The sequence below is a fragment of the Paenibacillus gyeongsangnamensis genome (assembly GCF_027533625.1).
GTDB lineage: Bacteria > Bacillota > Bacilli > Paenibacillales > NBRC-103111 > Paenibacillus_G > Paenibacillus_G gyeongsangnamensis.
In genome coordinates this window covers 268903-295067 of sequence record NZ_JAQAGZ010000001.1, presented here as the reverse complement: position 1 = coordinate 295067, position 26165 = coordinate 268903, and the positions used below count along the sequence as shown (strand labels likewise).

The 26165-nt window shown below is 57.4% G+C and carries 20 protein-coding genes; 2 read left to right on the top strand and 18 right to left on the bottom strand.

Annotated elements, in window-relative coordinates; all coding sequences use genetic code 11:
- Positions 1-29 precede the first annotated feature (29 nt).
- From O9H85_RS01305 to O9H85_RS01285, 5 genes are all read right to left on the bottom strand, one after another.
- Positions 30-1592 (bottom strand): extracellular solute-binding protein, encoded by a 1563-nt coding sequence (locus tag O9H85_RS01305; RefSeq protein WP_269879462.1) that lies wholly within the window; start codon positions 1590-1592, stop codon positions 30-32.
- 47 nt (positions 1593-1639) lie between these two features.
- The gene (locus O9H85_RS01300) at positions 1640-2524 is read right to left on the bottom strand and encodes a carbohydrate ABC transporter permease (protein WP_269879461.1); all 885 of its coding nucleotides are present in this window, start codon (positions 2522-2524) and stop codon (positions 1640-1642) included.
- Positions 2525-2542: 18 nt separating this feature from the next.
- Positions 2543-3499 carry an ABC transporter permease gene (locus tag O9H85_RS01295; RefSeq protein WP_269879460.1) on the bottom strand — a complete coding sequence of 319 codons (957 nt, stop codon included), beginning with the start codon at positions 3497-3499 and terminating at the stop codon, positions 2543-2545.
- Positions 3500-3677: 178 nt separating this feature from the next.
- Complete coding sequence (locus O9H85_RS01290; protein WP_269879459.1) at positions 3678-5921, bottom strand: AraC family transcriptional regulator; 2244 nt, start codon at positions 5919-5921, stop codon at positions 3678-3680.
- A 486-nt stretch (positions 5922-6407) separates the two neighbouring features.
- The gene (locus O9H85_RS01285) at positions 6408-7316 is read right to left on the bottom strand and encodes an ArsR/SmtB family transcription factor (protein WP_269879803.1); all 909 of its coding nucleotides are present in this window, start codon (positions 7314-7316) and stop codon (positions 6408-6410) included.
- A 195-nt stretch (positions 7317-7511) separates the two neighbouring features.
- On the opposite strand from O9H85_RS01285, the gene arfA reads away from it, so the two are divergent.
- Positions 7512-9026, top strand: coding sequence for an arabinosylfuranosidase ArfA (arfA, locus tag O9H85_RS01280; protein ID WP_269879458.1), 1515 nt, complete (start codon positions 7512-7514; stop codon positions 9024-9026).
- Positions 9027-9203: 177 nt separating this feature from the next.
- Here the strand turns inward: arfA and O9H85_RS01275 are convergent, their stop codons facing one another.
- On the bottom strand, positions 9204-10310 hold the full coding sequence (locus tag O9H85_RS01275; RefSeq protein WP_269879457.1) for a YheC/YheD family endospore coat-associated protein: 1107 nt from the start codon (positions 10308-10310) through the stop codon (positions 9204-9206).
- Positions 10311-10435: 125 nt separating this feature from the next.
- Between O9H85_RS01275 and O9H85_RS01270 the strand changes: the two genes are divergently transcribed.
- Positions 10436-11482, top strand: coding sequence for a CapA family protein (locus O9H85_RS01270; protein WP_269879456.1), 1047 nt, complete (start codon positions 10436-10438; stop codon positions 11480-11482).
- Between the two features lie 153 nt (positions 11483-11635).
- Here O9H85_RS01270 and O9H85_RS01265 read toward each other — a convergent pair whose 3' ends face one another.
- The 12 genes from O9H85_RS01265 to iolE form a co-directional block, all read right to left on the bottom strand.
- On the bottom strand, positions 11636-12634 hold the full coding sequence (locus tag O9H85_RS01265; RefSeq protein ID WP_269879455.1) for an aldose 1-epimerase: 999 nt from the start codon (positions 12632-12634) through the stop codon (positions 11636-11638).
- Between the two features lie 150 nt (positions 12635-12784).
- Positions 12785-14098, bottom strand: a complete 1314-nt coding sequence (locus O9H85_RS01260; protein ID WP_269879454.1) for an ABC transporter substrate-binding protein — start codon at positions 14096-14098, stop codon at positions 12785-12787.
- Positions 14099-14112: 14 nt separating this feature from the next.
- Positions 14113-14814 (bottom strand): rhamnogalacturonan acetylesterase, encoded by a 702-nt coding sequence (locus tag O9H85_RS01255; RefSeq protein ID WP_269879453.1) that lies wholly within the window; start codon positions 14812-14814, stop codon positions 14113-14115.
- Positions 14811-15503: a DUF1961 family protein gene (locus O9H85_RS01250; RefSeq protein WP_269879452.1), complete on the bottom strand. Its 693-nt coding sequence runs from the start codon at positions 15501-15503 to the stop codon at positions 14811-14813. Before O9H85_RS01250 ends, O9H85_RS01255 begins: the two co-directional genes overlap by 4 nt.
- On the bottom strand, positions 15500-18112 hold the full coding sequence (locus tag O9H85_RS01245; RefSeq protein ID WP_269879451.1) for an exo-rhamnogalacturonan lyase family protein: 2613 nt from the start codon (positions 18110-18112) through the stop codon (positions 15500-15502). The genes O9H85_RS01250 and O9H85_RS01245 overlap by 4 nt, the downstream gene beginning before the upstream one ends.
- 486 nt (positions 18113-18598) lie before the next feature.
- A complete protein-coding gene (locus O9H85_RS01240; protein WP_269879450.1) occupies positions 18599-19612 on the bottom strand; it encodes a LacI family DNA-binding transcriptional regulator in 1014 nt (337 codons plus the stop codon).
- A gap of 73 nt (positions 19613-19685) precedes the next feature.
- Entirely contained in the window at positions 19686-20504 is an 819-nt protein-coding gene (gene iolB / locus O9H85_RS01235) for a 5-deoxy-glucuronate isomerase (protein WP_269879449.1), read from the bottom strand.
- Positions 20505-20527: 23 nt separating this feature from the next.
- On the bottom strand, positions 20528-21571 hold the full coding sequence (gene iolG / locus O9H85_RS01230; RefSeq protein WP_269879448.1) for an inositol 2-dehydrogenase: 1044 nt from the start codon (positions 21569-21571) through the stop codon (positions 20528-20530).
- On the bottom strand, positions 21571-22446 hold the full coding sequence (gene fba, locus O9H85_RS01225) for a class II fructose-1,6-bisphosphate aldolase (protein WP_269879447.1): 876 nt from the start codon (positions 22444-22446) through the stop codon (positions 21571-21573). The genes iolG and fba overlap by 1 nt, the downstream gene beginning before the upstream one ends.
- Positions 22447-22663: 217 nt before the next feature.
- The gene (locus O9H85_RS01220) at positions 22664-24109 is read right to left on the bottom strand and encodes a CoA-acylating methylmalonate-semialdehyde dehydrogenase (RefSeq protein WP_269879446.1); all 1446 of its coding nucleotides are present in this window, start codon (positions 24107-24109) and stop codon (positions 22664-22666) included.
- Between the two features lie 34 nt (positions 24110-24143).
- Entirely contained in the window at positions 24144-25154 is a 1011-nt protein-coding gene (gene iolC, locus O9H85_RS01215) for a 5-dehydro-2-deoxygluconokinase (protein WP_269879445.1), read from the bottom strand.
- Between the two features lie 84 nt (positions 25155-25238).
- Entirely contained in the window at positions 25239-26135 is an 897-nt protein-coding gene (gene iolE / locus O9H85_RS01210; protein ID WP_269879444.1) for a myo-inosose-2 dehydratase, read from the bottom strand.
- Between the last annotated feature and the right edge of the window lie 30 nt (positions 26136-26165).

The window sequence follows — 26165 nt, the reverse complement described above, 5'->3', positions numbered from 1 at the left end:
GCCACATCAGGTACTATACCGAATCCGGCTTATTTTGACTTCGACTTGGAGTACAGCTCATTGATTTCCTTCACGTAATCGTCCCCGCCGCTTTTCTTCCATAGATCGAGTGCGGCCTGGTAGCCGGCTTCATTGATCTGGCCAACGATAAACTTGACGCGCGCATCGTTGATGATGTTGTCAAGCTGCGGCCCTTTCTGCGTATACACGTTCGAGATGAGCGGCTCCGCCGGGTTCGGCACGACGATTTTCTCGTTCTCCTTCTGCACCTGGTCCTGCTTCTGTCGAATCGGCGTCTGTACGACTTTCAAGGTGCGGTCCTCCGGCAGGAAGTTCAGAATTTGGTTCAAGCCCTCCAGCTCGGACTCCAGCAGGTTCGTGTCCTTGGAAGGCTCGACGCCGCCCTGCACTTTCGTGTAATGCTTCCCTTCGATGCCGTTGCCGGAGAGTATTTGCGCCTTCTCGTCGTTCATTTTATCGAGGAACCCAAGCACTTGGCGAAGCTCCTTCTCCGTCTTGGCGCCGGATTTGGAAATCGCGATCATTCCCGCGTAGCCGGAGGTCGGGAGCGCACGCAATCCTTTCGGTCCGCTGACCGAGCCGACAACGTCCATAAACTGCTTGCTCTTGTCATCCTTGCCCGCCTTCTCCTGTGCCTGATGGATCTTATCCTCGATGCGCGCAGCCGCATCCGCCACGTCGACGATGACGCCGGCTTGGCTATTGTTCAGCGGATCGTTGTATTTGGCCGTATCAAAGACGGCGAAGTCCTGGTTGATCAGCTTCTCGTCATACAGCTTCTTCATGAACTTCAGCGCATCCATATATTCCTTCGTCAGGAAAGCCGGCTGAAGCTTGCCTCCGGCATCTTCCCCCCACTTGTTCGGCGCGCCAAACCATAGAGCGATTTGATCCAGCGGCCCGGCCCAGCCCCCCGTCCATTTGGAGACGACCATGCCGTACGTGTCGTTCTTGCCGTTTTTGTCCGGATCGTTGTAGGTAAAGGCCTTCAGCATCTGATAAAAGTCGTCGATCGTCTTAGGCGGCTGCATGTTCAGGTTCTCGAGCCAATCCTTCCGGTAAACGATCGCGTTCCGGCCCAAAGCCCGCGCCCGGTATACGCCGTAGATTTTGCCGTCGATCGACGTATTGTTCAGCACGATCGGATTCGCCTTGCTCAGGTTCGGGTAGTCCTTCAAATACGGCCCGAGCTCCCAGAAAGCGCCGGAGCGGACGGCATTGACGAAGCTGGCCCCTTTGTCCAGGGCGACCATCACGGTCGGCAGCTTGCCCGACGCCAGCGTAATGTTGAATTTGTCCCCGTACGAGGAGTTCGGCGTCCATTCGAAATGAATATTCGCATTCGTGTACTTCTCCAGCTCGGCGGCTACAGGACTGTGATCCTTCGGATAAGTCGTCTTGAAAATCGGCGCCATGATGCTGATATCAAGCGGGCCGTCTTTGCCGGAAGCGGCTTTCCCGCCTCCTCCCTCCGCCGGCTTGCCTGCTCCCGGAGAACAGGCCGCCACGGACATAGCCAGCGTCGTCATAACGGCGCCGGATACCAGGCGCTTCATCTTGTGTCTGTTCATAAACTACATAACCTCCCTTGTCGTTTCAAGCTTGTATTAGGAGCCGTTCAGCCCTTGATGGAGCCGACCAGCACGCCTTTGGCGAAATGCTTTTGCAGAAATGGGTAAACGAGCAGAATCGGAATCGTGCCGACGACGATGACCGCCATCTTGACGGTTTGCTCCGGCGGCTGTACGAAGTTCGGGTCGAGCTGGGACATGTCGCCGATCGTCGCTTGAGAAAGCAGCACGATCTGCCGCAGCATGACCTGCAGAGGCCATTTGGTCGGATCGTTGATGTAGAGCAGCGCCGAAAAGAAGTTGTTCCAATGCCCGACGGCATAGAACAAGCCGAAGGTGGCAAGCACCGGCTTGGACAGCGGCAGCACGATGCGCCACAGCACCCCGATCTCGGTGCAGCCGTCGATCTTCGCCGACTCCTCCAGCCCGGGAGGGAGCTCCTGGAAGAAGTTCTTGACCACGATGAGGTTGAACGCCCCGATTGCACCCGGCAGCATTAAGGCCCAATATGAATCGAGAAGACCGAGGCTTTTGACCACGAGGTACGTGGGGATCATTCCGCCGGAGAACAGCATCGAGAACACGACCAGATTCAGCACGGTGTTTCGCCCCATCAAGTCTTTGCGTGCGAGCGGATACGCCATCGTCACGGTAAAGAGCAGATTGACCAGCGTGCCGACGATCGTAATATAAGCGGAAACGCCGATGCTCCGGAACAACGTATCGGATGAAAAAATGAACCGGTACCCGGACATGGAGAAACTGTGTGGAATGATGAAGAACGCCCGCTGCGTCAGCTCGGTATCCGAGGCGAAGGAGCCTGCGATCACGTACAGAAACGGAATGACGGTGCATCCGGCGAACACCGCCAGAAAAACATAGTTGAACCAATCGAATATGGTGCCGGATATGCTTGTATACGTTCGGGCCATGAAGGTCTGCCTCCTTGTTCAATAGATGCCGGACTGCCCGAACCTGCGGGCCAGAAAGTTGCTGCCGAACACAAGAACGACGCCGACGACCGACTTGAATAAACCGACCGCGGTACTGTAGCTGAACGCCCCCTGGGTTATCCCCATCAGGTACACGTAGGTATCGAAAACGTCCGCCACCTCGCGGTTCAAGGCGTTGGTCATCAGGTATATTTGCTCGAAGCCGTTGTCCAGCACATCGCCCATCCGAAGGATGAGCAGAATCACGATGGTGCTGCGGATCGAGGGCAAAGTGATGTGCCACAGCTGGCGCCAGCGGCCCGCGCCGTCCATGATGGCCGCCTCGTACTGCTCCGCGTCGACGCCGGCCAGCGCCGCCAGGAAGATGATCGTCCCCCAGCCGCATTCCTTCCAGACCGTCTGCGCGATGATCAGCGGCCGGAACCAATGCGGGTCGGCCAGGAACTGGATCTTGTACCCTGTATACTGCTGCAGCAGCTCGTTAACGACGCCCCCCTCCGTCGTCAGAAACACGTAGCTGATGCTTGCCACGATGACCATCGAAATAAAATGAGGGACGTAGATCAAGGTCTGAATCGTCCGCTTGTAGAGGGATACCCGGATTTCGTTCAGCAGCAGCGCCAGCACAATGGGAGCGGGAAAGAAAAAGATCAGATTATAAAAGGACAGGAGCAGCGTATTCTTGATCAGCCTCAGGAAGTCCGGATTCTGAAAGAAATTGCGGAAGTGCTCCAGGCCAACCCATTCGCTCTTCCAAAAGCCGAGGAACGGCTGATAATTTTTGAATGCCAGCACCACGCCCCACATGGGGACATACTTGAAGACGAGAAAATACAGCACGCCCGGAAGGAGAAGCGCATACAGCCACTTGTCCCTTCGAAGCCGCCGCAGCACCCTGCTGTCCGTATGCGCTTTCTTATTCAGGGTGCGTTCGTTTGCCGTCGTATGCTCCATCGTCTCTCCCCTTTCGGTTGTTGAATTAGACTCATTGTGCGGCAGCATGATTTTGGATGCAATCGGACATTTTTGATCCTGTGAAATGCAGGCGGGGCAAGGCGTTGGAACTTTCTTGCAGCAGTGCGATTATTTTGAACAAAAAACGCTCCTGTGCGATCAGGAGCGCCTTATGGCCTTACGTTCTGCTGTTCTCCCGATACCTAGTCGGGGTAATGCCTTCGTATTTTTTGAAGATGCGGTTAAAATAGCTGTGCTGGTAGCCGACCTGCTCCGCAATGTCGTTGATCTTCCGTTCGGAATTGCGCAGCAGCTCCTTGGCCTTGGCCATGCGCAGCTCCGTCAAGTAATCGATGAAGTTCTTGCCTGTGACCTGCTTGAAGGAGCGGCTCAGCATAAAGACGTTCGTGCCGCAATGCTCCGCCAATTCGTCAAGAGAAATATCGTTCCGGTAATGCTCCTGCATATACAGCATCGCTTCCTCGATCATCTTCTTGACCTGATCGTCGGACCGCTCCTCCATCGCGGTAATGTAAGGGCGGATGACTTTGGACACGAACCACGAGCGGATCTGCTCCTCCTCGTGAATGGATGCGAGCTGCTCGAACGGATTGCTGCCCTTGAACAGCTTCGCCGGGCTGAGTCCGGACTGCATGGCCGCATGCTGCAGGCTGCCGAGCAGGTTCAGCAGCCCCTGCTGCACCTCGACCTCCTTGGCCCCGCCGGTTGTAAGCGCCTGCAGGAAAACCGAAACGGCAGCTTCCGCCTCCGCCTGCCGGCCGGTGCGCATGGCCTGGATCATTTCCCGTTCCTCTGCAAACGGATATTGAAAGCCCCGCTCCGGCTCGCCGGCATGCCGCAGCTCCAGATCGATCAGCTGGTTCTCATGCCCGAACATGCGGTAGCTGAGCGCAATCCGGGCTTCGTCGAATTGCGCCGGAATCGCCTTCACCTCGGCGGTCGGAGCGGCAATGCTCAGCGTCACCCGCATCTTCAGCATGCGGTTCACCGCTTGCGTGAGCGAATCCGCCAATTCGTAGACCGCAGACGAAGAGGAGCGTTCCGCAGGCATCAGCAGCAGCAGGCCGACGGTCAAATTGTGGAAATTGATGACCTCCGCCTGGTTGAAGCGCTCCGCCGCAAGCTCCCCGATCATATTCGCGGCGGCGAAGGTGACGAGCCCCTCATCGCCCGGGGAGAATCGGCCCTTCTGATCGGCTTGGGTCATGCCCGTCAGCTGGAGCACCAGCACCCGGTAGACGCGGTCCTCTACCGCCCAGCCGTATTGCCTCATCCGCCTCCGCAAATCCTCCTCCGAGCTGGCGGATAAATAGCCGTAGACCAGCTGCAGGAGGAAGCCCTCCCGCACCTGCGGCAGCTGGTCCTCCAGCTTATGCCGTAGGGCCAAGCTTTCCCCGCTCAGCTGCCGCCACTCCTTCTCGATGAGCTTGAACTCATCCTCCCGGCCGATAGCGGCAACCGCACTCCCTTCCGTCAGCATCCGGAGAAGACGGCCCAAGGGCAGGTAAATGCGATTGGAGGCGAACCAGGCCAGAATCGCTGCCAGCAGCAGTCCGGCTGCGCTTACGGCGGCGATGACCTTGGACAAGAAGAGGACGGGAGCCGTCATCGCATTGATCGGAGCCGCGGAGACATACGTCCAATCCGAAGCGATCCGGCCGAAGGTGCCGGTCGAGACGGAATAGGTACTGCGGCCAACTTCCAGCAGGAACGATGGCTCGGTCCCGGCACGGCGGGCCGCTTCCTTGAGCAGCAGCTCTTGAAATCCCGCAGGGAGTGCGCTGCTTCCCGCAGCGGCCAGCAGCTTGCCTCCGGCGTCGAGCAGAAGCGCTTCGCCGTCATCGTACGGAGCAAGCGTTTTCAATAGCTCGGACAACCGGTCACGGTCGAGCCGGGCCACTAGCACGCCGAACGGCTCCGGCGAGGTGCCCGGTATTTTTTGCACAAGCGCGATCTCCTTGCGTTCCCCGGCCGGCAGCTGCGTCCAGTAGACGGAACCGTCCCCGGCAAGCAGCCTGCGGAATTCGCTGTTCGGTTCCGAATCCGGCGTTACGAGACTGAATTCCGGATCGAAATGGACGGTTTGCAGCCCTTCCGCATAAAGCTCGATACGCCTCGTCAGAGGGAGGGAACCCTGCATCAGCAGCAAGGTTTTGGTCAAATCCTTGGTGCTCTGGAACTGCTTGAAAAAATCGGTTTCCTTCAAACCGTAATCGAATTTCGTATCGAACGCCCAATGGGAAAGCGACAGCTCCAGGAAGGAGAGCTGGCTATCCATCTGCTCCGCGCGGCGCGCGATCTGATTTTTATGGAGCTGCACCATTTCGTTCTCGATCCGCCCGCCGGCAAATTTGTAAATCAGAACGCCGGTAATGAGACCGGGAATGCTCGTAATGATCAAAATGAGAATGAGGCTTCTCCGATAAAATTTTCCTCTCAGCAGGCGATCTCACCTCCTGGCACGTGAAGTGGCTTGGCTTGTGTCGGTCATTCCATAGAATGGAAATAGGATGGAAAAACTCTCTTTTCACCTTATCGCTTAGAGAAATTCCATACAATTGGATTATTTTGTACGAACGGCTCCCGGCAGTTTGTATATTTTTGCATGGGTAGTACATTTTTGCCAAACATAGCCGAGACTTTGGATTTCTATGATCAACTTTCCGCGGCAGCCGGGAGTTTACTGAACCAGAGTTCACTACTAGTGAGCCTGGGTTCGGTAAAGTCGGCCATCGCACGGCATGGCTGGGCGTAGTGAACTTCCAGGCGCTACTAGTGAACCCGGCTTCGCTAAATGTACCCGGAGGATCACTTCAGGCTGCTTTCCCGCGGCAGCCGGGATTTTACTGAACCGGCCCGTGACGAATGTGCGGACCCCTATAGTCTCTTACCGGTAATAAACCCGGAACAGCACATCCTGGTTGTAGTTGCCGAAGCCTTCTCCATACAGCGTTAAGCCGCCGACATGCTCCGCCCCCTCTTCCACAGCAATCCTGAGCGTCCAGTAGTTTCGGTCGAGCGGAAGATTACTCAGCTTCGTCCCCGTGACTCGCTGACCGTCGATAAACGTTCCTTCCTCCCGAACGCGAATCACCTTCAGATGACCGTATTGGTTCAACCCGGTTCTCCACCATTCCGGCGTGTACGTCCCCCTGCTGCTGCTGCCGAAATCTCCCGGGCTGGTCCATTCCCCGAGCGGAACCCCGTTCAAATAAAACGAAATGTCCGAAGGCCAGTTGTCGTTGGCCCCCGGCGCCTCCGACCCGAGCTCCATGGCGATCTCGATCTCCTCGGGCCGCTGCCCGGGAAGCAAATAATTCGGTATGCGGTATTCGACGTAGCCTTTCCCGAACCAGAGCATATGAGCGTACATCCGTTCCGGCTCCAGAAAATAGCGGGGATCGTCAAACTGCCCGATCACCTTCTCCTTCGTAACCAATCCGCACGTCGGATGAATATCGAAGGCCGTATAATGTCCGATAGGAATCGAGCTCTCGTATACCTTGCGCTGCGGCTCTTCGCTTAGCGGCATGTCGATCTGGATGCGCTCTGCGGCCAAGGTGCACATCTTATGGGTGCCTCCTTCCTTACGCACCATCTGTGTACTGATGAGTCCGCCTGCCTCCAGCTTGCGGATATGCATCGTCACAATCGCGCTGCTGAGCTCCAGCTGCTGCGCGATCTCCTTTATGTTCATGGGACGCTCCGCCAGCATGCGCAGAATGCGCAGCCGCACTTCACTGGCCAGCGCTTCGTACAGCGGCAAGTTGGAGACGTCCGTCGTCGCTTTGATCATCACTTGGGCTTCTTCCTTTCTTCGTAGCCGGCATGGGCTTTCATATTAATATCATTATTAATTCATAAAAGTCAATTCAGGCTTCAGAAAAATAGATTGCCAAAAGCTCTGATCGTATGGTTTATTATAACTAGTTAATGTTTTTATGTATATAGTTTATATATTTATTATTTCAACTTGAAAGGATGAATTCGCATGACCTCCGAACGCGCAACTATGATTATCGACAAAGACTTCCGCATCGGCGAAGTCGATCCCCGCCTCTATGGCTCGTTTATCGAGCATTTGGGCCGCGCCGTGTACGGCGGGATTTATGAGCCGGAGCATCCGGAAGCCGACGAGCAGGGCTTTCGCACCGATGTGCTGGAGCTGATCCGCGGGCTGCAGGTGCCCATTGTCCGCTATCCCGGCGGCAACTTCGTCTCCGGCTACGACTGGAAGGACGGCATTGGGCCGAAGGACCAACGGAAGAAGCGGCTTGAGCTCGCTTGGCGCACTGTCGAGCCGAACCAGGTCGGCTTGAACGAATTTGCGGACTGGGCCCGCAAGGCGAATACCGAAGTGATGTGGGCCGTCAATCTGGGCACCCACGGCGTAGAGGAAGCGCGCAGCATTGTGGAATACAGCAACCATGCCTCCGGCACCTACTGGAGCGACCTGCGGATCGAGCATGGGTATGAGAAGCCGCATGCCATCAAAACGTGGTGCCTCGGCAACGAAATGGACGGTCCGTGGCAGATCGGCCACAAAACCGCCGAGGAATACGGCCGCCTCGCGCTGGAGAGTGCCAAGGTCATGAAGTGGGTCGATCCGTCCATCGAGCTGGTCGCCTGCGGCAGCTCGAGCCGCGCCATGAAGACCTTCCCCGATTGGGAAGCTACGGTGCTGGATCACACGTACGAGCATGTCGATTATTTGTCCCTGCATCAATATTTCAGCAACCGGAACGGCGATACCCCGACCTTTCTCGCCCGGTCGCTCGAAATGGATGATTTCATCCATACGGTCATCGCGACTTGCGACTACGTGAAGGCAAAGAAACGCAGCAAGAAGAAGATGTACCTCTCCTTCGACGAGTGGAACGTATGGTACCATTCCAACGACGCGGACAAAAAAATCGCTCCCTGGCAGGTGGCTCCGCCCCAGCTGGAGGACGTTTACAACCACGAGGACGCACTCGTTGTCGGCTGTCTTCTGATCAGCCTGCTGAAGCGGGCGGACCGGGTCAAGATGGCCTGCCTTGCCCAGCTCGTCAACGTGATCGCGCCCATCATGACCGCAAACGGCGGACCGGCTTGGCGGCAGACGATCTTTTACCCTTATCTGCATGCCTCTCTGTTCGGCCGGGGCCAAGCGCTCGTCCCTCTGATCCGCTCTCCGAAGTACGATACGAAGGAAATAACCGATGTGCCTTACCTGGAGGCCGTTGCCGTCCACAATGAGGAACGCGGCGAAGTGACGGTGTTTGCCGTCAACCGGGACTTGGAACGCACGCTGCCGCTTCAGGTGGATTTGCGCAGCTTCGGCGGCTGCCGCTTGATCGAGCACATCGTGCTGGAGCACGATGACCTGAAGGCCGTGAATACACAGGCGGAGCCGGACCGCGTGAAGCCGCATACGAACGGCGGAGCGATCGTTTCGGATTCGGCCGTCGAGGCACGGCTGGCGAAGGCGTCGTGGAATGTCATTCGCTTGAAGGTGAACGGGTGAGGGCTCATCCCTCACTGGCAAGTCAGATGAAATCATCATGACTAGCTTCGTGCAGCGAAAGCCGCTTTTCCGGTACAGATTCGGCTGTTCGGAGAAGCGGCTTTTTATTTTCAGAGGCTAATCTTTTTTTCGGCCGGTTGATGGGCCAAAACCACTTTGTCACTGGAGGCCGGTCAATCATTTACGTTTGGTGGCCAAATAGCGGGCGAATCCGGTTATCAGCTTCGTAACGCGTCGAAGCATTGCGGGCGTGAGCAGGTCGCGCCCCGGCACTACGTTGAAATCCAGAAGGTAGATGCCTTTCCTGTTGTCCACCGCGACGTCAATTCCCAGATGACTCAGGGTCGGTCTGAATCGGGTCAAATACTTGGCTGCGGCAAGCGCCGGTTTTTCGAGTTCCCCCGCTCCCGGCAGCGGGGCTCCGGTTCGATGCGCCCATAGCTCCAGTTTTTCCCACAGGGTCTTCGTTCCTCCGGCATGACTGTTGGTGACCATCGATCCCGCTTTACCGAGCTTGGGCCTGATCCCGGCGGAATGCCACTTTCCGTCGGCTCCCCGGTGGACTACGACGCGAAAGTCGATTTTGCGGTCGCCCTTTTTTAACAAGTCCAGCCCTCGCTGCACGAGATACCTTTTCCGCTTCATCAGCTTCCCTGTAAAAGACTCGAACTTTGGCAGCGAATACGTTTGCAGCAGCGACTTTTTTTCGTCGAACTTATCGGACTTCACCCGAATTTGATCCCGGGAAAGCTGCCGGACTTCGATAATGCCCCTTCCCTGGTATCCGTTGACGGGTTTGAGATAAACGACGCCGTACTTTTTTAAGAACCCTGTCACATCCGAAGCTTTGACGGCAATCTTGGCGTCCGGCAGATAGGGACGGACGATCGGGCTGCGGCTCAGAATCTTTTGCAGGACTGCTTTGTTAAAGAAAGCCGGGTTAAACACCGGAATGCCGAGCCGTTTGAACCTTTGCTTGACAGCCAGGGCTTTCGTGCGGAAGCCATTTCTCCCTATCGGGTAATTTTCATATAAAACGTCCGGTAACGGGTGCCAGCTCCGCTTCCAGCCCGAAAGCCCGTTACTCGAAGAAGAGGACCATGCATGCACCCTGCGCTTGCCGAAATCCACATCCTCCGACCGAAAGAAAAGAACCTGCATGCCGTGCTTTTTTCCCGCCGCATGAAACAATCTCCATGTAACCTCGGGGACATAGGAGGAGCTTGCCGATAACTTTGAACCTCTCGCAGGAAAAGCCGCTTGCAATATGCCGAATCGTTTCATAAAGTCCCTTCCACCTCCTACCTACACGTTATGACAGCGGACTTCTTTTGTGATTGTCCGGTATCAAAACGGTTCAGGTCCTCATACCCTGTTGATGTTATGAAATATGGGAAGGGTGAGATTCCATGCCAACCGAAATAAGGATCGCGGCCGTCGGCGATATTATGATGAGGAGCAAGCTTATTCTCGCAGCGCAGCTTCCCGGTGATGACAAGAAGCGTTATTCATTCGACGGGATGTTTGAAAAAATCGCTCCTTATTTGAAGAAGGCGGATTTGACGATCGGCAATCTCGAAACGGTTTTTGCAGGAACCGATGAAACCGCCAACTTCAAACGCCAGCCAAGAAACCCGAAAAACAGTTATCCCCTGTTCAATTGTCCGGACGAACTTGGCAAGAGCTTGGGAAAAGCAGGCTTCGATGTGCTGATCACCGCAAATAATCATTGCATGGACTACGGGATCCAAGGGCTGCAGCGAACACTGGATGTACTTGACCGGAATCGGATTGCCCATACCGGCACATCCCGCTCTTTTCGGGAATCGAAGGATGTTCTTATTAAAAATATAAATGGGATCGCAATCGGCATATTAGCCTATACGCTTGGGACGAATTCGATTCCCGTACCGAGGAATGAGCAATGGGCGGTGAATCGAATCCAACCGTGCAAGATCATTCATGACATCCGGCAATTGAAAAAGAAAACGGATGTTGTCATCGTATGCCTTCATTTCGGCAAAGAGTATCGGCTTCTGCCTGACGAACGGCAGAAGCGTCTCGTTCATCTGTTGTTTAAACACGGGGCTGATATCATTCTGGGCTCGCACCCTCATGTCGTCCAGCCCGCGGAATTCCATAACGTCGCCGACATCTATGGCGTCAGAAAAAAGCGGTTCGTGATTTATTCCTTAGGCAATCTGATCACTACGCGGTTAAAATTGAACGATCATACCAAAAACGGGGTGATCGCTCAAATATCCTTGCGAAAAGACGATCGGGGGAAAGTGGAGATTATTGGAGCCCGTTTTATCCCGACATGGGTCCTTGACCCGAAATATCAAATCGTACCGCTGAGCGAGACATTGCAGGATCCGCAGGAGGTTTCGGAGCAAGAGCTAACGACGATGCGAAAAATATACAAACAGGTGTCGAGGCGGTTAACTATTAGGTAATTTACACCAGGATAAACGGCTACGCCGTCCTTGTCTTACAAGGACCAGCGCGTTTATCAAGGTTGATGCGAAGCTATAAGCCCGCGAAAAACTTATAAGTCTTATCAACAAAAACAGTCCCGGCGCGAACCCCTTCGCACCGGGACTTACATCTTACAACGGCCGGCAGTACATGCGGCTTGCCGCTTCCCAGATCTCGCCCGGAGCGAGCGACAGCAGGCCGATCTCCTCGGCGGGCAGCGCAACCTTCGGCGCGTTCACCAGGTTCACCTGCGGCTCCGGACAGAAGAAGCCTTCCGCAGCGTTGTTGTTCCAGATCATCCACATCTTGTACGCGGTGCCCGCGTCATAGACCAACACAACCCCGTTGCGGGTATCCGCGAGTTCCATGCGGTTGCGACCGTCCTGCGGCTCCACGGTGTAATGGTTGTCCATCGCCTCGAAGAACGGCGACAGCCCTTCACCCTTCATCCGCTCCTCGTCCGGCGTCAGCGGCTGGAAGCGTCCCGTCGGAAGCATCCGTTCGTTCAGCTCCCAGCGCTTGCCGATCGTCATTCGGAACCGGTAATCCGCCGCCGAAGCGTTCTCAGCAAAAGGCGCATTGACCGCCGTGTGGAAAGCTAGCAGGCATGGCATCGCCTCTTCCCCGTCATTGCGCACCGACACGCGCTGGGACAGCCCCCATTCGCCGAGCGAATAGGTAAGCCGGATCGTAAAGGCATGAGGCAGAAACCGGTACACCGGGTGAACTGCGTCCACCTTTAGCCGAAGCGTTACGAAGCTCTCCGCCCCCATCGTACCGAAGCTCTCGGCTTCCCAAGGAATGTTATGTACGAAGCCGTGCAAATGGTTGCCTGTACTCGGCTCGTTCACCGGGAATTCGTAGGTTCGCCCGTTCCATGGGAATTTGCCGTCCTCATAGCGGTTAGGCGGGAATAACACCGGAATGCCGTGGATGATCGGATTCGCCTTGAACGCTTCCATCTCATCCGGCAGCGGCTCGTGCAGGAACCGGTATCCTTTGGCCGGCTCGCGGAACGCGATCAGGTTGCCCCCGATCTCCGGCAGCACCGCCGCCTCGTAGCCGCCCGCTTCCAAATATATCGCTCGTTCCCCTTGGTAATCCGCTTCAAATGCTCTCGCTTGACTCACCGTTTCTCCTCCTTAGGTTAATCCATGGTAGAACTGCAATACCCACTTCCAACATACCGAAATCCCGCCCCTCAGGCAAGCCGAAACATCGTGAATCTCAGAAAAAAAAGCAGGCCCGGCACCAGGGGCGCCGAACCTGCCGCAGCTTGCTTATTTCTTCTTAAAATCATCCACAAGCTTGTTCGTCTCTTCCTCGGCCGTTCGCAGCGCCGTATTGAGGTCCATCGTGCCGGCCGCCACTTTATTCATGTTCTTGGTGTACGTGCCGAGCACAGCCACCTGGCTTTCCAGGACGCTTTTGTTAGCCATGGCCGGGAACTTGTTGTAGAAGAACGCGCCGTAATTTTTCCCCTTGAACGAGCTCTCCGAGCCTAACGCCTTCTGCACCGAATCGCTCTTCAGCGAGGTCATGATCCCTTTTTTGGAGTATTCCAGCTGATATTCATCCGAGGTCAAATACTTGAGCACCTCCATGGCCGCGTCTTTATTCCGAGCCATCTTCGTGATGGCAAAATACCCCGGATACGACTGGGGACCGATTCCGCGCAGGTCGCTCATTTCCGGATACGACACGATATCCCAATTAAACTGCGACAGCTCTTTCTTCATCACCGAAGGCAGAACCGGCGACGAAATGAACATCGCCAGCGTCTGGTCTTTGGCGAACTGCTGCAGGTCCGGAATTTTGCCGTTGTAGGCGGCCATCGCCTTGGCATAAACCGGGCTGGAGGCCGGACGGATCAGCTGCGCTTCGATGACCTGCTTCCACTTGTCGCTGTTAATCGTCGCCTTCTGGGTGTCCTTATCGAGCAGCGGCAGCGAATACGGATTGGTCAGGAACAAATGGTTGATCGAAGGCGAGAAGCCCGTGTACGCGACGCCGTCCTTTTCCACGCTCAGCTTCTTGGCGAGGTCTCCAAGCTCATCCCACGTCATCCCGTCCTTCGGATAAGGCACGCCGAGCTTGTCGAACAGATCCTTATTGTAAAACAGCGCCATCCGCTCGTTATATACGGGCAGGCCGTAAATCTTGCCGTCGCCGAGCTGCTTCATGGCATCGATCAGGCTCGGCTCGAAGCGGCTTAGATCGACGTTGTGCTTTTTGATCAAATCGGTCATGTCATAGCTCAGGCCGTATACAATGTTGCTGTTTGGGAACGAGCCGATCGAATCCCAATGAATATCGATACGCTGGCCGGCGTTAAGCAGGTCCTGCAGATCGGTTCCAGTGCCCCGCTGAATATATTTGATCGTATAATTCGGGAATTTCTTCCGGATCGCATCTCCGTACCGATCGTTGAAGGAAGCTTCCAAATCCTTGCTCATGGAATAAAAAACGAGCTCGACCGGCCCCTCCCGGTCTGCGGTGGAGGCAGGATTGTCCGTAGCGGCCGGACCGCCGCAGGCGGAGAGCATCCCTGCCAACAGGATCGGCGCAGCAAGCCGTATAGCTATTGGTTTCATTGGCAGCATCTCCTTCAAGAGGTCTGAATGTGTCCCGCCGGAAGCAACGCATGCTTCAGGGGCACATCGGCGGCGGCGATCCCATCCGCCGCCAGCCGGGCGATTTCGCGCGCGCCCCGCTCATTGAAATGCGTATTGTCATGGACGCCGTCCGGATAATTCGGGTGCTCACCCGGCTCCAACCACACGAACAGCCCCTTCGACGCCTCCGGTCCGAGCGACTCGTACAGCGCACGGCTGCTGAGGCACAGGTCGATCAAAGGCACATCCAACTCCCGGGCCAAGCGTCGAACCGCTTCAGGATAGTCTCCGTGCGTCTCCAGCAGCCGCCCCTCTGCGTCAAAATGTCTCCGTTCTACCGGAGTGAGCAGCACGGGAACAGCTCCCTGATCGCGAGCCATTGCTGCGTAACGCGCAAGGGTTTCCGGGTAAGAGCCGGAAGGATCCGTAAACCCGCCGCCCGGCTTCTGATCGTTATGTCCGAATTGGATGAACAAATAATCGCCCGCTCCGATCCGCTCCCGAATCCGGTCAAAGTACCCCTCCGCGATGAAGCTTCTCGAACTACGGCCGCACTTCGCTTCATTGCATACCAGGACCTGCCGCGCATCGAACAAGGTACAGAGCAGCTGTCCCCATCCCGCCATCGGTGCCTGCTCCGGCGGATAGCTGGCCGCTGTCGAATCGCCTGCGATGAATAGCTTCGTTTGCCTCATGCCCCGCTTTCCTCCTTCTCATCCGCCAATTGGCAGACCTGCAAATGAGCATAATCACCGATCATCGGCGCCAGCTGGCGAAGGCCGATCCGGCCGCCGCCCAGCACGGGCCCGTAAGCTTCGCCGTCATCGGTCCAATCGAAGATCGGCAGCTCGTTGATGAGAAACCGAATCGACGCCCCATTTTTGATCAGGCTTATCCGGTACGGCTCCACCGCATCCTCCGCGCCGGGGATCGGATCGGCTCCTTGGGCGACGAGATGGAGCCCGTAGCTTTTGCGCAGATTGCAGACGTGAAGCGCGCGCTCCTCCTTCAGCGCCCGGCGGAAATATGCCGCATGGTAGGCGTTCATCTCCCCGTGATGATACTGCTCGTACTGCCCGTCCCTCGGCGCAAGCGCCGGGTCGAACAGATCCTTACCCCCGGCTCCGGAGGCCGCAAAGAACAGCATGGCCAGCCCCGGCTCTCTCACCGGCCGGAATTCCCAGCTGATAGCGATGCGGTCCGGGAAAACGACTGGACACCACAGCACGAAGTTCGCCTTAAGCCCCTCGGACGGGCCCAAGCGGCTTTCAAGACGCAGTCGCCCATGAGGGAAGGTCATTTCCCCGGGCCCTTCCATCCGGAAGCCCTCCAGGCATTCCGGTCCGCTTAGCGGATTATCATAGAGCAGCTTCATGTCCGTCATCCGGCAGCCACCTCCGTTTGATTCGTCTCCGGCAGCTGATCCCCGATCAGCTCCAGGCAAATCATCGTATTCAGGCACCACTGGGCTGCCGTATTCGTCGACATCCAAGGAATCTCTCGGATCGGACAAATATATTCGCTTCGCTCCACGGGCTCCGTCTCCAGCGGAATGCGGATTTGCCAGTGGTTCGTCTCTTGAAGCAGATAGCTCCAGGCCTCCCGGGCCAGCTGGCTGTCCTGCGCATGCCGGGCCGCATAAGCCATCATCGCCGTCGACAGCATCGGAATATTCCAATCTTTCCCAGGTATCGCCCCCGAGGTCCGCCGCGCCTTCTCTTCCTTCGGCAAGTTATAGAACGCCCCGTACTCCGCGATCATGTCCGCGAATTCCGCATCCTTCAGCAGCTGCGCCATCTCCATCCACACCTGCGCTCCGCCCATACAGATCATAAGATGATGACCCCAGTTCTCATCGCCCATATGCTCCAGAATGCCGGTCGCCGGATCGTAGCCGAACACCGGACCGGTAAGCAGCCGGTACGGCATCCTTTTGAGACAATCGAGCCCGGTCAGCATTTTGTCCCGGTAAAAGGTATCCTCGTACCGCTCCCACCGCGTCAGCCAATTGGAGCAGAAGGCCGACCAGTCCGGGCCGCTGCGGGTATGCGTAACGAATTCGTCCTTGGGATAATAGGAACGCATCGGGTCCAGGCCCGCCGTGGCATAGTCCGCATCCTTCACTTCGTCCATGATGTCTCCGATGCGCTCATCGGCGGTCAAATAATAGTACATCCGGTGAAGCCCGGCCATGCCGATCCGCGCCTCCTTGCAGCCGCAGCCCCAGTGAAGCACATTGTGGCGGGAGCCGAGTCCAGCGTACTCTCCGATATGGTAGACGTCGACTTCGCTCGTATGCCGGGTCATCGCTTCGGCAAAGCGGAACACGTCCAGCCGGCCCGTGCGCAGGAACATCGTCCACAGCCAAAGGTTCGGCACCAGCTCCGTGTTCTGCCAGGCACAGCCGCCGATATCGTAGCGCCACGTATGCCGGACCGGATCGTAGCTGTGCATCACGTCGCCGTAATCCCAGAAGCCGTACCAGCGCCGCTGCTCGACCTCCTCCAGGTAAAACCGGAAGACGGCGTCCATGCCGTCCTCGAGAGCGGCCTTGCTTTCCGTGCTCCGGTCGACCAGGCTCCAGATGCCCGTCGCGCGCGAGTCGTAGTAACGCTGCGGCTCGCAGACCAAGAGGGCCGGGTCTTCCTTCTCTTCCGCCAGCGCCTCCAGCGTTTCCCTGTCCGGCGTCCGGCCATGGAAGCTGAGGCTCAGCTCCGTCGTATTGCCCACGCCGTACGGGGTGCTGCGGAGCTCCTCGAAGCCCTCGTAGGATGACTTCAAATGCGTCACGGTATCGTAATGGCGCAAATCCATGGCCGAAGCATCCGGCGACCAGAACCAAGCCGTTACCGTGGAGGCGTCCCGGGAAAGTCCGTGAATCTCCAGCGACGAAGGTGATTTTTGCCAAAAATGCCTTACCCCGAGGGCAAGCCCTCCGTTCTCTCCCCCGACGTAGGCGAGCCCCCGCGCTATGCCGCCGGACGCCGCGCGGATCCAGCTGCACGCTTCCTTAGTCCGCTTCGTAATTGTGTAAGAATCCGCCGTATGCTGCACCAGCTTGAAGCTGTCCCATACGGCAAGATCATCGATCAGCTCCATGAACCGGGCATCCTCCTGAGGGTCGAAGGCAACCTTTTTCCCGTCCGTCTGCTCGCGGTACAAATCCTGGTACCTGCCGGTCGTTCGGAACGTCATCAGCCCTTGGGGCGACTCGCTGAGGAAGCCGGAATCCCCTGCAAACCGCAGGTGACGATTATACAGCTTTCCCTCGAGCAGTACGTCGAAGCTCATGCCGAGACCTTTAATGAAATCTTGCTCTGCATCTCCGTCGAACAGAAAGCTGTGAACGATTCGGAGCGTGTCCTGCCCGGCGTAGAAATAGAAACGCAGCGTAAAAGGGAGCCAGGTCCGGCCGTCCTCAAGCATCCGATGCTTGCCGGTCATTTTGACCACCGTTCGCACGGGTCCTTGCGTTTCCACCTCGGTCCGGTCGATCTCGCTGTGGAACGTTTCTTCCCGCATGATCTTCGCGCCATGAAGCGTCTCGCGGGCTTCGCGGATGCCGACGAGCATCGCCCCGCCGCACAACCGCTTGCCTTCACGCTCGATGTCCCGGATAACGGAAGCTCCGCTTCGGTTCAACCGGCAGATCAGGATGCCCGTATCGACCTCAATGGTCTCATCGGTTTCCTTCACGGCGAGGGGCTTCACTCCGCATGCAGGCTCCCCCTTCCGCAGCACATAACCGCCCGTCCGGTCGGATGCGGCGACCGAAGCGGCATGGGCCGTCCATTTGACGCTGCCGTCCGGCCAATAAGCCGTCGTCCAGCTTTGAACAGGTACGGGCTCTCCCGCTGCGCTAAACAGCACAAGGTTCTCCTCCCGTTTCAGCTCTCCCTCCCTCCAGGGCACGCCCCAAGTCACGCCGGCCGGTCGTTCCCTCTTGTTCTCCTGCAGCCACCGAAGTGGAATATTCATCGTCTGGTCATTCATCGGTTCCTTCTCCTTTATCGCTAGGGTAAGGGTCGGCTGTTTTCGCTTCCTCTTGCACATCTGCTCTTCACAATAGGAAACCGTCGGCTTTCCGGCAATCGGAGATTCTTGCAAAGACAGACAGAATGAAACGTACTTTTTTGCAGCATTAGGACTTTTTAGACAAAAGCATGGCCGACGCAATAAGAAAAACTCCTTATCGGAGTCCTTCAAAGCAGCCAGACCGTTTTTATAGGTAGTTTTTCTTGGTATAGAAAGTTGCAGTCCGCTTTAACGCTTTAGCGAACTTAAACTTTCTATAACGTTCAGAATAAATGGCTGCGCCGGCCTTGTCTTACAAGGATATAAGTTACGAATACTTATAAATTCAACGAAAAAAAAGACACCCCCGTTCGGTTCGGGAAGTGTCCGTTTGCACTGATCTTAAGAGATACTCTTTTGAGATGCTATTTTGAATTGCTCTTACGATCATGAACGGCCGGTTGTTTATGAACCGGACGGCGGCTCAGCCGCAGAGCGTCTCACGACGAGCTCCGGCCGCAGAACGACCCGCTGCTTGAAGTCCGCTTCCTTCTTCAGCTCCTGTACCAGCAAATCGACGACCTTGTTCCCCATCGAGCCGATCGGCTGGGCTACCGTGGTCAGCGGCGGATCCGTAACCGAAGCGAGAATCGTATCGTCGAAGCCGATGACCGACAAGTCTTCGGGCACGCGGAGCTCCAGCTCCTTGGCCGCTTGAAGCGCGCCGATGGCAAGCAGATCATTGCAGCAGAAGATCGCCGTCGGGCGTCCTGATGTGCTTAGCAGCTCAAGCGCCTTGCGTTTGCCGTCCTCCACCACATAGTCGCAGTGACGCACGATCACGTCCTCACGGTTCAACCCCGCCTCCTCCAGCGTTTGCATGAAGCCTCTGACCCGCTCCCGGCTGGAGCTGACCCTTGCTTCCTCCGCCAATACCGCCAGCCGCGCATGGCCAAGACCGGTCAAATGCCGCGCAGCCAGGGCGCCGCCGATGAAATCGTCCACCACAACGGTATTCACGTCGAGCGACGGCATTTCCCGGGCAATTAAAGCAATCGGGATATCCCGTTCGAGCAGCGGCTTCAACATTTCCTTGTTCTCGATCCCCGTGCCGATGATAATCCCGTCCACGCTCTTCTGCTGCAGCAGGGACAAGTAGCGCTCCACGCGCTCATCCTTATTGTCGGTACTGCAAATCATGACGCTGTACCCGAGCTGATGCCCTTGGTCCTCCACCGCCCTGGCGATCTCGGCAAAAAACGGATTGGAAATGTCCGGTACGAGCAGGCCGAGCGTATACGTTTTTTTCCCGGTAAGGGCGGCGGCGATCACGCTCGGCTGGTAATTCAGCCGCTCTATGATTTGCATGATCTCGCTGCGACGTTCCTCGCTGATTTTGCCTTTGCCGTTAATGACTTGAGAGACCGTGGCTATCGATACCCCCGCTTCCCGGGCGATATCATAAATGGTTGCTTTCATTGTGCTTCCCCGTTTTTTCTCTAAGGATATGTTTATTTCATTATGAAGGGGATCGGCCCAACTTGCAACCGCTTTACGCTTCCTTCGGCTTAGTCATGATCCAGGCATGGTCGGGATCGTTATGGAACTTCCAGGTGCGCGACGGACCTGCCATCACGTTGAGATAATAGACGTCGTATCCCGGAGGCGCCGATACCGGATGGTAGCCGCGCGGGACGAGGACCGCTTCGCCGTCCTTCACGATCAGCGTCTCGTCGAGCGAACGGTCGTCCGTATAGACGCGCTGCATAGCAAAGCCCCTCTCCGGCTGCACACGGAAGTAATAGGTTTCCTCGAGCAGCGACTCCTCCGGAAGCGCGTCGCGGTCATGCTTGTGCGGCGGATAGCTCGACCAATGGCCGTTCGGCGTGAATACTTCGACGACCAGCAGGCTGTCCGCAGGCTCCTGTTCCGGCAAAATATTATGAATCTGCCGCTCCAGATTCCCGTATCCGCGGGTCTCGACGCCCACCTGCTCCGGCCCTATCAGTCTTGCCGGGTGGCTGCCGCGGCCCGGGGCCGCGCATACGGCCAGCTCCAGCGGTGTAAGAGCCTTCACTTCATAGAAGTCGCCGTCGGGGATATAGACCGAATACGGCGGCGTCTTCTCGAACACGCTCATCCGCCGGCCGATGCCCGGCCAGGCGCCTTCCCTCGTGCTCACATCCGCCCGGCCGGAGAGCAGCACAAGACATACCTCGTTCTCCCCGGTTTCCCGGCGCAGATGACCGCCTTCCTCCAGCTTTACTACCTCAAATCCGACGTACTCCCATCCAGCCGACTCCGGCGTCACCGTCAGGAGCGTGCCGTCCGGCCCAGGGCTTGGTGCAGGCTTCACAATCAGTTCAGACATGGCTATGTCCTCCTCCTTCCGGATTAAACCGATTCCAGCGACGACTTCTGCAGCGCATCGGCTTCGTCGATCTTGACAGGCCTACCCAGCCGAAGCGACAGCAGCGCCGCGAGCGCGATCCGTTCCGCCTGATAGCCGTCGTTGCCGTCCACCGGAACCGGCTTGTCGTTTACCAGACTATCGATAAACATATGCGTCTCTTCGATGTAGGCCTCGTTATAGCGCTCCAGGAAAAAATGCAGCGGCTTATCGCGGAACAGCCCTTCCGCCGTGCTGATCTCCGCCGTATTCGGATGATCGTTCGTTACGGCCGCGCTGCCCTTGGAGCCGAACACCTCGACCCGCTGGTCATAGCCGTACACCGCCTGGCGGCTGTTGTCGATTACGCCGAGTGCGCCGTTCTTGAAGCGCAGCGTCACGACGGCCGTGTCGACGTCTCCATACTGGGCAAAGACCGGATTAATCAAGACAGCACCCTGCGTATACACCTCCTCGACCTCGCTGCCGCACAAATACCGCGCCATATCGAAGTCGTGGATCATCATGTCCATGAACATGCCGCCGGAACGCGGAATGTAATCGTCATGAGGCGGATTCGGGTCGCGGGACGTAATCTTTACGATATGGGGCTCCCCGATCGTTCCGCCCAGAACATGCTCGCGCACGCGTTTGAAATTATGGTCGAAGCGGCGGTTGAACCCGACCTGCAGCTTCACTCCGGCCGCACGGACCGCCTCAAGCGCCTCCTCCGTCCGGTCCAGCTCCATCGAGACCGGCTTCTCGCAAAAAATATGCTTCCCCGCCTTAGCCGCTTCGATAATGAGCGGAACGTGGGTATCGGTCGAGGAGCAAATGAACACCGCATCGATGTCGGGATTCGTAATCAATTCCATGCTGTCCTTTGTCACGGTGCCGATGCCCCGGGCCGCCGCCCAGGCTTCCAGCTCCGGTCCGGCGAACAGGTCGCTGACGGCGGCGATTTCCGCCTGCGGATGGCGCCGCAAATTGTCGGCGTGGATTTTGCCGATCCGGCCCGCGCCGATGATGCCGATTCTGATCTTCTTCATTAGGCATGTCCTCCCGCTCGGCCCGAGCATCCGAATAACCGGATTTTGGCCTGTACTGTTGCTTTAATCGCTTCCCGGGCCGGGATCAAATAGTTTCGCGGATCGTACGCCTCGGGATGCTCGTTCAAAAAGCGGCGAATCACGGCCGTGCAGGCCATTTGATTGTCCGTATTTACATTGATTTTGGCCGTGCCGAGCGAAATCGCCTGGCGGATTTCGTCATCCGGCAGTCCGCTCCCGCCGTGCAGTACCAGCGGAAGCCCCGTGGCGCGCTGAATTTCGCCCATCCGGTCAAAGCCGAGCTTCGGCTGCCCGCGGTAAGGGCCGTGAACGGAACCGAGCGCCGGCGCCAGGCAATCGATGCCCGTCTCGCGGACAAGCCGGACGCATTCATCCGTTACGGCGTACATCCCCTCCGCTTCATCGACCACGAGATCGTCCTCGCGTCCGGTAATGCGTCCGAGCTCCGCTTCCACGGACACGCCGAGTACATGAGCCGCCTGCGTCACCCGCTGGGTGACGTCGATATTATGCTCCAGCGGATGGTGCGAGGCGTCGATCATTACCGAAGTGAAGCCCGCGTGAATCGCCTGAAGGCACACGTCATAGGTCGAGCCGTGATCCAGATGGAGCGCCACCGGCACCGTAATGCCGTAGTGATCGATCAGCGACTTCACCATCCCTGCAATGGTAGGAAGCCCGCCCATATAAGGAATGTAAGCCTCGCTGACGCCGAGAATGACCGGCGCCTGCTCCTCCTGCGCCCCGAGAAGGATGGCCTGAGTAAATTCCAGATTGTTCAAATTAAACTGCCCGACGGCGTACTTGCCTTCCAGTGCCTGCTGCAGCATCGCTTTCATGGAAACGAGCGTCATCGTACCAGCTCCTTTCATTTCTTTCTGCTACTTCCCTGATCGCGCTAGAAAATGGTCTACAAGAGCAGCATGGTGCCGCGGAGGAAAAAGGTTTGCCGCAGGAGCGACAGCGCCCGCCTTTGAAATCGTAACGATTCCTCTAAAATGACAATCTAATGTTACGATTTCAATAGCGGCCGGAGGCAAATCTTTTTCCGCAGCCCCTCCTAAAGCGGGTTTACCATCTCGCCGTGACCATTTTCTTGCGCGTATAAAACTCCACGCCGTCCGTGCCGTTCGCGTGCAGGTCGCCGTAGAACGATTTCTTCCAGCCGGAGAACGGGAAGAACGCCATCGGCGCCGGCACCCCAAGGTTCACGCCGAGCATGCCGGCGTCGATCGTCTCGCGGAATTGGCGCACGTTGCCGCCGTCTCGCGTGAACAGGCACGCGCCGTTGGCGAACTCCGAGCGGTTGGACAGCTCGATCGCCTCCTCCAGCGTCGCAACCCGCACGATCGACAGGACAGGGGCGAAAATTTCATCCTCCCAAATTTTCATGCCGCCCTGCACCTGATCGAACAGCGTCGGGCCGACGAAATACCCTTTCCCGTCCGAAGCCGCATCTCTGCGCCCGTCGCGGACGAGCAGCGCTCCTTCGTTCTCGCCGTGCTCGATATATTTCAGCGTCCGCTCCTTATGCGGGCCGCGGATCACAGGTCCGAGGAATACGCCTTCGTCGAGCCCGTTGCCGATCGTGATATTGTCGGCCGCCGCTTTCAGCTTGTTCACGAGCTTGTCCGCGACCTCGCCGACCGCAACGACGACGGAGCAGGCCATGCAGCGCTCGCCTGCGGAGCCGAAGGCGGCGTTGGTGATTTCCTTCACCGTCAGGTCGAGGTCCGCATCCGGCATGACGATGGAGTGATTTTTGGCGCCGGCGAGCGCCTGAACTCTTTTGCCATGGTGGGATGCGGTCTTGTACACGTACTCCGCCACCGGTTGGGAGCCGACGAACGACACGGCCTTGATGTCTTTGTGCTCGAGGATGCCGTTCACCACGTCATGCGCGCCGTGAACGATGTTCAGCACGCCGTCCGGCAGGCCCGCTTCGCGGAACAGCTCGGCCAAGCGGTTCGCTAGCAAGGGCGTACGCTCCGAAGGCTTCAAAATGAACGTATTGCCGCAGGCGATGGCGAGCGGGAACATCCAGCACGGAACCATCATCGGGAAGTTGAACGGCGTAATTCCCCCGACCACCCCTACCGGATACCGGTACATGCCCGACTCCAGGCCCGTGGCGATGTCCGGCAGCTGCTTGCCCATCATCAGCGACGGCGCGCCGGCGGCGAATTCCACGCACTCAATGCCGCGCAGCACCTCGCCGTAGGCTTCGGTGTAGCTTTTGCCGTTTTCCTGCGTGACAAGACGCGCCAGCTCCTCCCAGTGGTCGACCAGCAGCTGCTGGTATTTGAACAAGACGCGCGCGCGGCGCGGCACCGGCGTGCGGCTCCAGGTTTGGAACGCTTCCTTGGAGCTGCGTACGGCGCGGTCGACGTCTTCGCGGGTGGACAGCGGCACATAAGCGAGAATTTCCTCGGTGGCCGGGTTATAGACCGGCTCGGTACGGTCGGATGCGGAAGCGATCCACTCGCCGCCGATCCAGTTTTTCAATGTAGTTGTCATAGCATGCAGCTCTCCTCTCGGTAAGTCGGCCCGCTTATGAGGCCGTGATTTCGCCGCGGTTGCAGCGTTCGATGTAGTCGTGCACCTCTGCGGCCGTCGGCATTGCGTCGGAGCAGCTGTGGCTCGAAATGACGATGCACGCGGCGGCGCTGCCGAATTCCATGCTCTTCTCGAGCGTCCAGCCCTGCATCACGCCGAATAGAAATCCTGCGGCATACGAGTCGCCGGCGCCGAACGTCTTGACGACCTTGGCGGGGAAGCTCTTTGCCCGATGGTCTGCTCCGTCCTGCGTGTAAGCGATGGAGCCGTCCTTGCCGTGCTTGATGATGACGATTTTGGCGGAATAATCGAACCATTTGCCCGCCGTCACTTGGTCGCTGTGCTCCGGGTTGTGCTCGAACGTTTCCATCATGTCGAACTCTTCGCGGGTGCCGAGGATGATGTCGCATTTCTCGGCCGCGAGGTTATAATAAACCGCCGTTTCTTCCGGCGAAGTCCATGTATAAGGCCGGTAATCGAGGTCAAACGCAATGACCGCGCCGTGCTTCTTGGCATAATTCAAAGCCTGAAACACCGCTTCGCGGGAAGGGCTCTTCGCCAGCGCCGTACCGGAGATGAGCAGCACCTTCGTCTTTGCGATCAGCTCCTCCTGTACTTCACCCGGGGTCAGCTGCAAATCCGCCGCATTGTCGCGGTACATCAGGATGCTGCAGTCGGTCGGGCTTTTGATCTCGGTAAAAGCGAGCCCGGTCACCGCGCCGGTCCGGTCGGTCACGACATTCGTCAGCTCGATGCGGTTGCGGCGCAGGTAGTCGGCGATGAAACGGCCCATCTGGTCGTTCGCGATTTTGCCGATAAACGCCGTCTTCAGCCCGAAGCGCGACATCCCGATCGTAATGTTGGCGGGAGAGCCTCCGACGTATTTCGTAAACGTCATCGTCTCTTCCATCGGCCGATGAATTTCGTTCGCGTTCAAATCGATGCACAGCCGCCCGATGGCGACGAAGTCGAGCTCTTTGCTCTCAGGCAGGGAAATATAGCTCATTGCCGTCGATACCTTCTTTCGGATGGAATTTGAAAATCCTGCGAATCAGAGGATGCTAAGCGAGCGGATCACGGTTCCGGACTTTTAGGGGAGAAGCGAATCCAGGTAGCTCATCGCGTTCTTCGCATACTCATACGGATTGTGCTCGGCCGGATCCTGCTCGCCTTCGAGCATCGCCCAGCCGTTATAGCCGCGGCTCGCCAGTTCCCCTATGATCGGGGCGAAATCGATGCAGCCGTCGCCCGGCACGGTGAATACGCCTTTACGGATGCAGGTGACGAAGTCGGCCTGTGCGGCGCGGGCTTCATCCAGCACGGCCTGACGGATGTCCTTAAGATGAATGTAAGCGATCCGGTTGTAATGCTTTTTAAGCACCTCCAGCGGATCGGCTCCTCCATAGTAGGCGTGGCCGGTATCAAAGAGCAGATAAACGAGCGACGGATCGGTCAGCTCCATGAGCTTGTCGATCTCCTCCGGCTGCTCCACCACGGTTCCGCCGTGATGATGATACGTCAGCTTGAGGCCGTAATCCCGGGCAATGGCCCCGGCCGCATTAAGCCCTTCGGCGAGGCTCCGCCAGCCCGCTTCGTCCAGCCGCAGCACCTCTTTCTCGTTCGGCGTCCGCCGGGGGTCGAAATGCAGCGAGCCGCCGACCTCGGCCGTGCTGATCACCGTGCTTCCCATAAATTGCAGGAAGGCGGCATGCTTGCGGTAAGCCTCCAGCTCCTGCTCGCGGTAAGCCGGGTCCGAGAACAGCACGGACTTCCACTGCGATACGAGCTGAATGCCGCGCTTCGACAGCTCTTCCTTCAGCACCGACCTGACGGTCGGAAACTTGCGGCCCATCTCGGTTCCGGTGAGCCCCAGTTTACGAATATCGTCCACAATCTCTTCGAAGGTCGTATCTGCGCCATGCTCTCTGACGTCTTCTCCCACCCAATTGATCGGATGGATGCCAAGCTGAAAAGGCAGCTTTTTCATGGACCCGTTCCCCTCTTCTTTCAAAAATGT

Bases quoted from the DNA above. Each gene is read 5' to 3' on its own strand.
- O9H85_RS01285 (WP_269879803.1), bottom strand. From the start codon at position 7,316: ATGATCAAAGCGACGACGGACGTCTCCAACTTGCCGCTGTACGAAGCG.
- O9H85_RS01220 (WP_269879446.1), bottom strand. From the start codon at position 24,109: ATGACAACTACATTGAAAAACTGGATCGGCGGCGAGTGGATCGCTTCC.
- O9H85_RS01305 (WP_269879462.1), bottom strand. From the start codon at position 1,592: ATGAACAGACACAAGATGAAGCGCCTGGTATCCGGCGCCGTTATGACG.
- iolG (WP_269879448.1), bottom strand. From the start codon at position 21,571: ATGAAGAAGATCAGAATCGGCATCATCGGCGCGGGCCGGATCGGCAAA.
- O9H85_RS01240 (WP_269879450.1), bottom strand. From the start codon at position 19,612: ATGAAAGCAACCATTTATGATATCGCCCGGGAAGCGGGGGTATCGATA.
- O9H85_RS01300 (WP_269879461.1), bottom strand. From the start codon at position 2,524: ATGGCCCGAACGTATACAAGCATATCCGGCACCATATTCGATTGGTTC.
- O9H85_RS01250 (WP_269879452.1), bottom strand. From the start codon at position 15,503: ATGACGGACATGAAGCTGCTCTATGATAATCCGCTAAGCGGACCGGAA.
- iolB (WP_269879449.1), bottom strand. From the start codon at position 20,504: ATGTCTGAACTGATTGTGAAGCCTGCACCAAGCCCTGGGCCGGACGGC.
- O9H85_RS01295 (WP_269879460.1), bottom strand. From the start codon at position 3,499: ATGGAGCATACGACGGCAAACGAACGCACCCTGAATAAGAAAGCGCAT.
- O9H85_RS01260 (WP_269879454.1), bottom strand. From the start codon at position 14,098: ATGAAACCAATAGCTATACGGCTTGCTGCGCCGATCCTGTTGGCAGGG.
- O9H85_RS01270 (WP_269879456.1), top strand. From the start codon at position 10,436: ATGCCAACCGAAATAAGGATCGCGGCCGTCGGCGATATTATGATGAGG.
- O9H85_RS01245 (WP_269879451.1), bottom strand. From the start codon at position 18,112: ATGAATGACCAGACGATGAATATTCCACTTCGGTGGCTGCAGGAGAAC.
- iolE (WP_269879444.1), bottom strand. From the start codon at position 26,135: ATGAAAAAGCTGCCTTTTCAGCTTGGCATCCATCCGATCAATTGGGTG.
- O9H85_RS01275 (WP_269879457.1), bottom strand. From the start codon at position 10,310: ATGAAACGATTCGGCATATTGCAAGCGGCTTTTCCTGCGAGAGGTTCA.
- iolC (WP_269879445.1), bottom strand. From the start codon at position 25,154: ATGAGCTATATTTCCCTGCCTGAGAGCAAAGAGCTCGACTTCGTCGCC.
- O9H85_RS01255 (WP_269879453.1), bottom strand. From the start codon at position 14,814: ATGAGGCAAACGAAGCTATTCATCGCAGGCGATTCGACAGCGGCCAGC.
- arfA (WP_269879458.1), top strand. From the start codon at position 7,512: ATGACCTCCGAACGCGCAACTATGATTATCGACAAAGACTTCCGCATC.
- fba (WP_269879447.1), bottom strand. From the start codon at position 22,446: ATGACGCTCGTTTCCATGAAAGCGATGCTGCAGCAGGCACTGGAAGGC.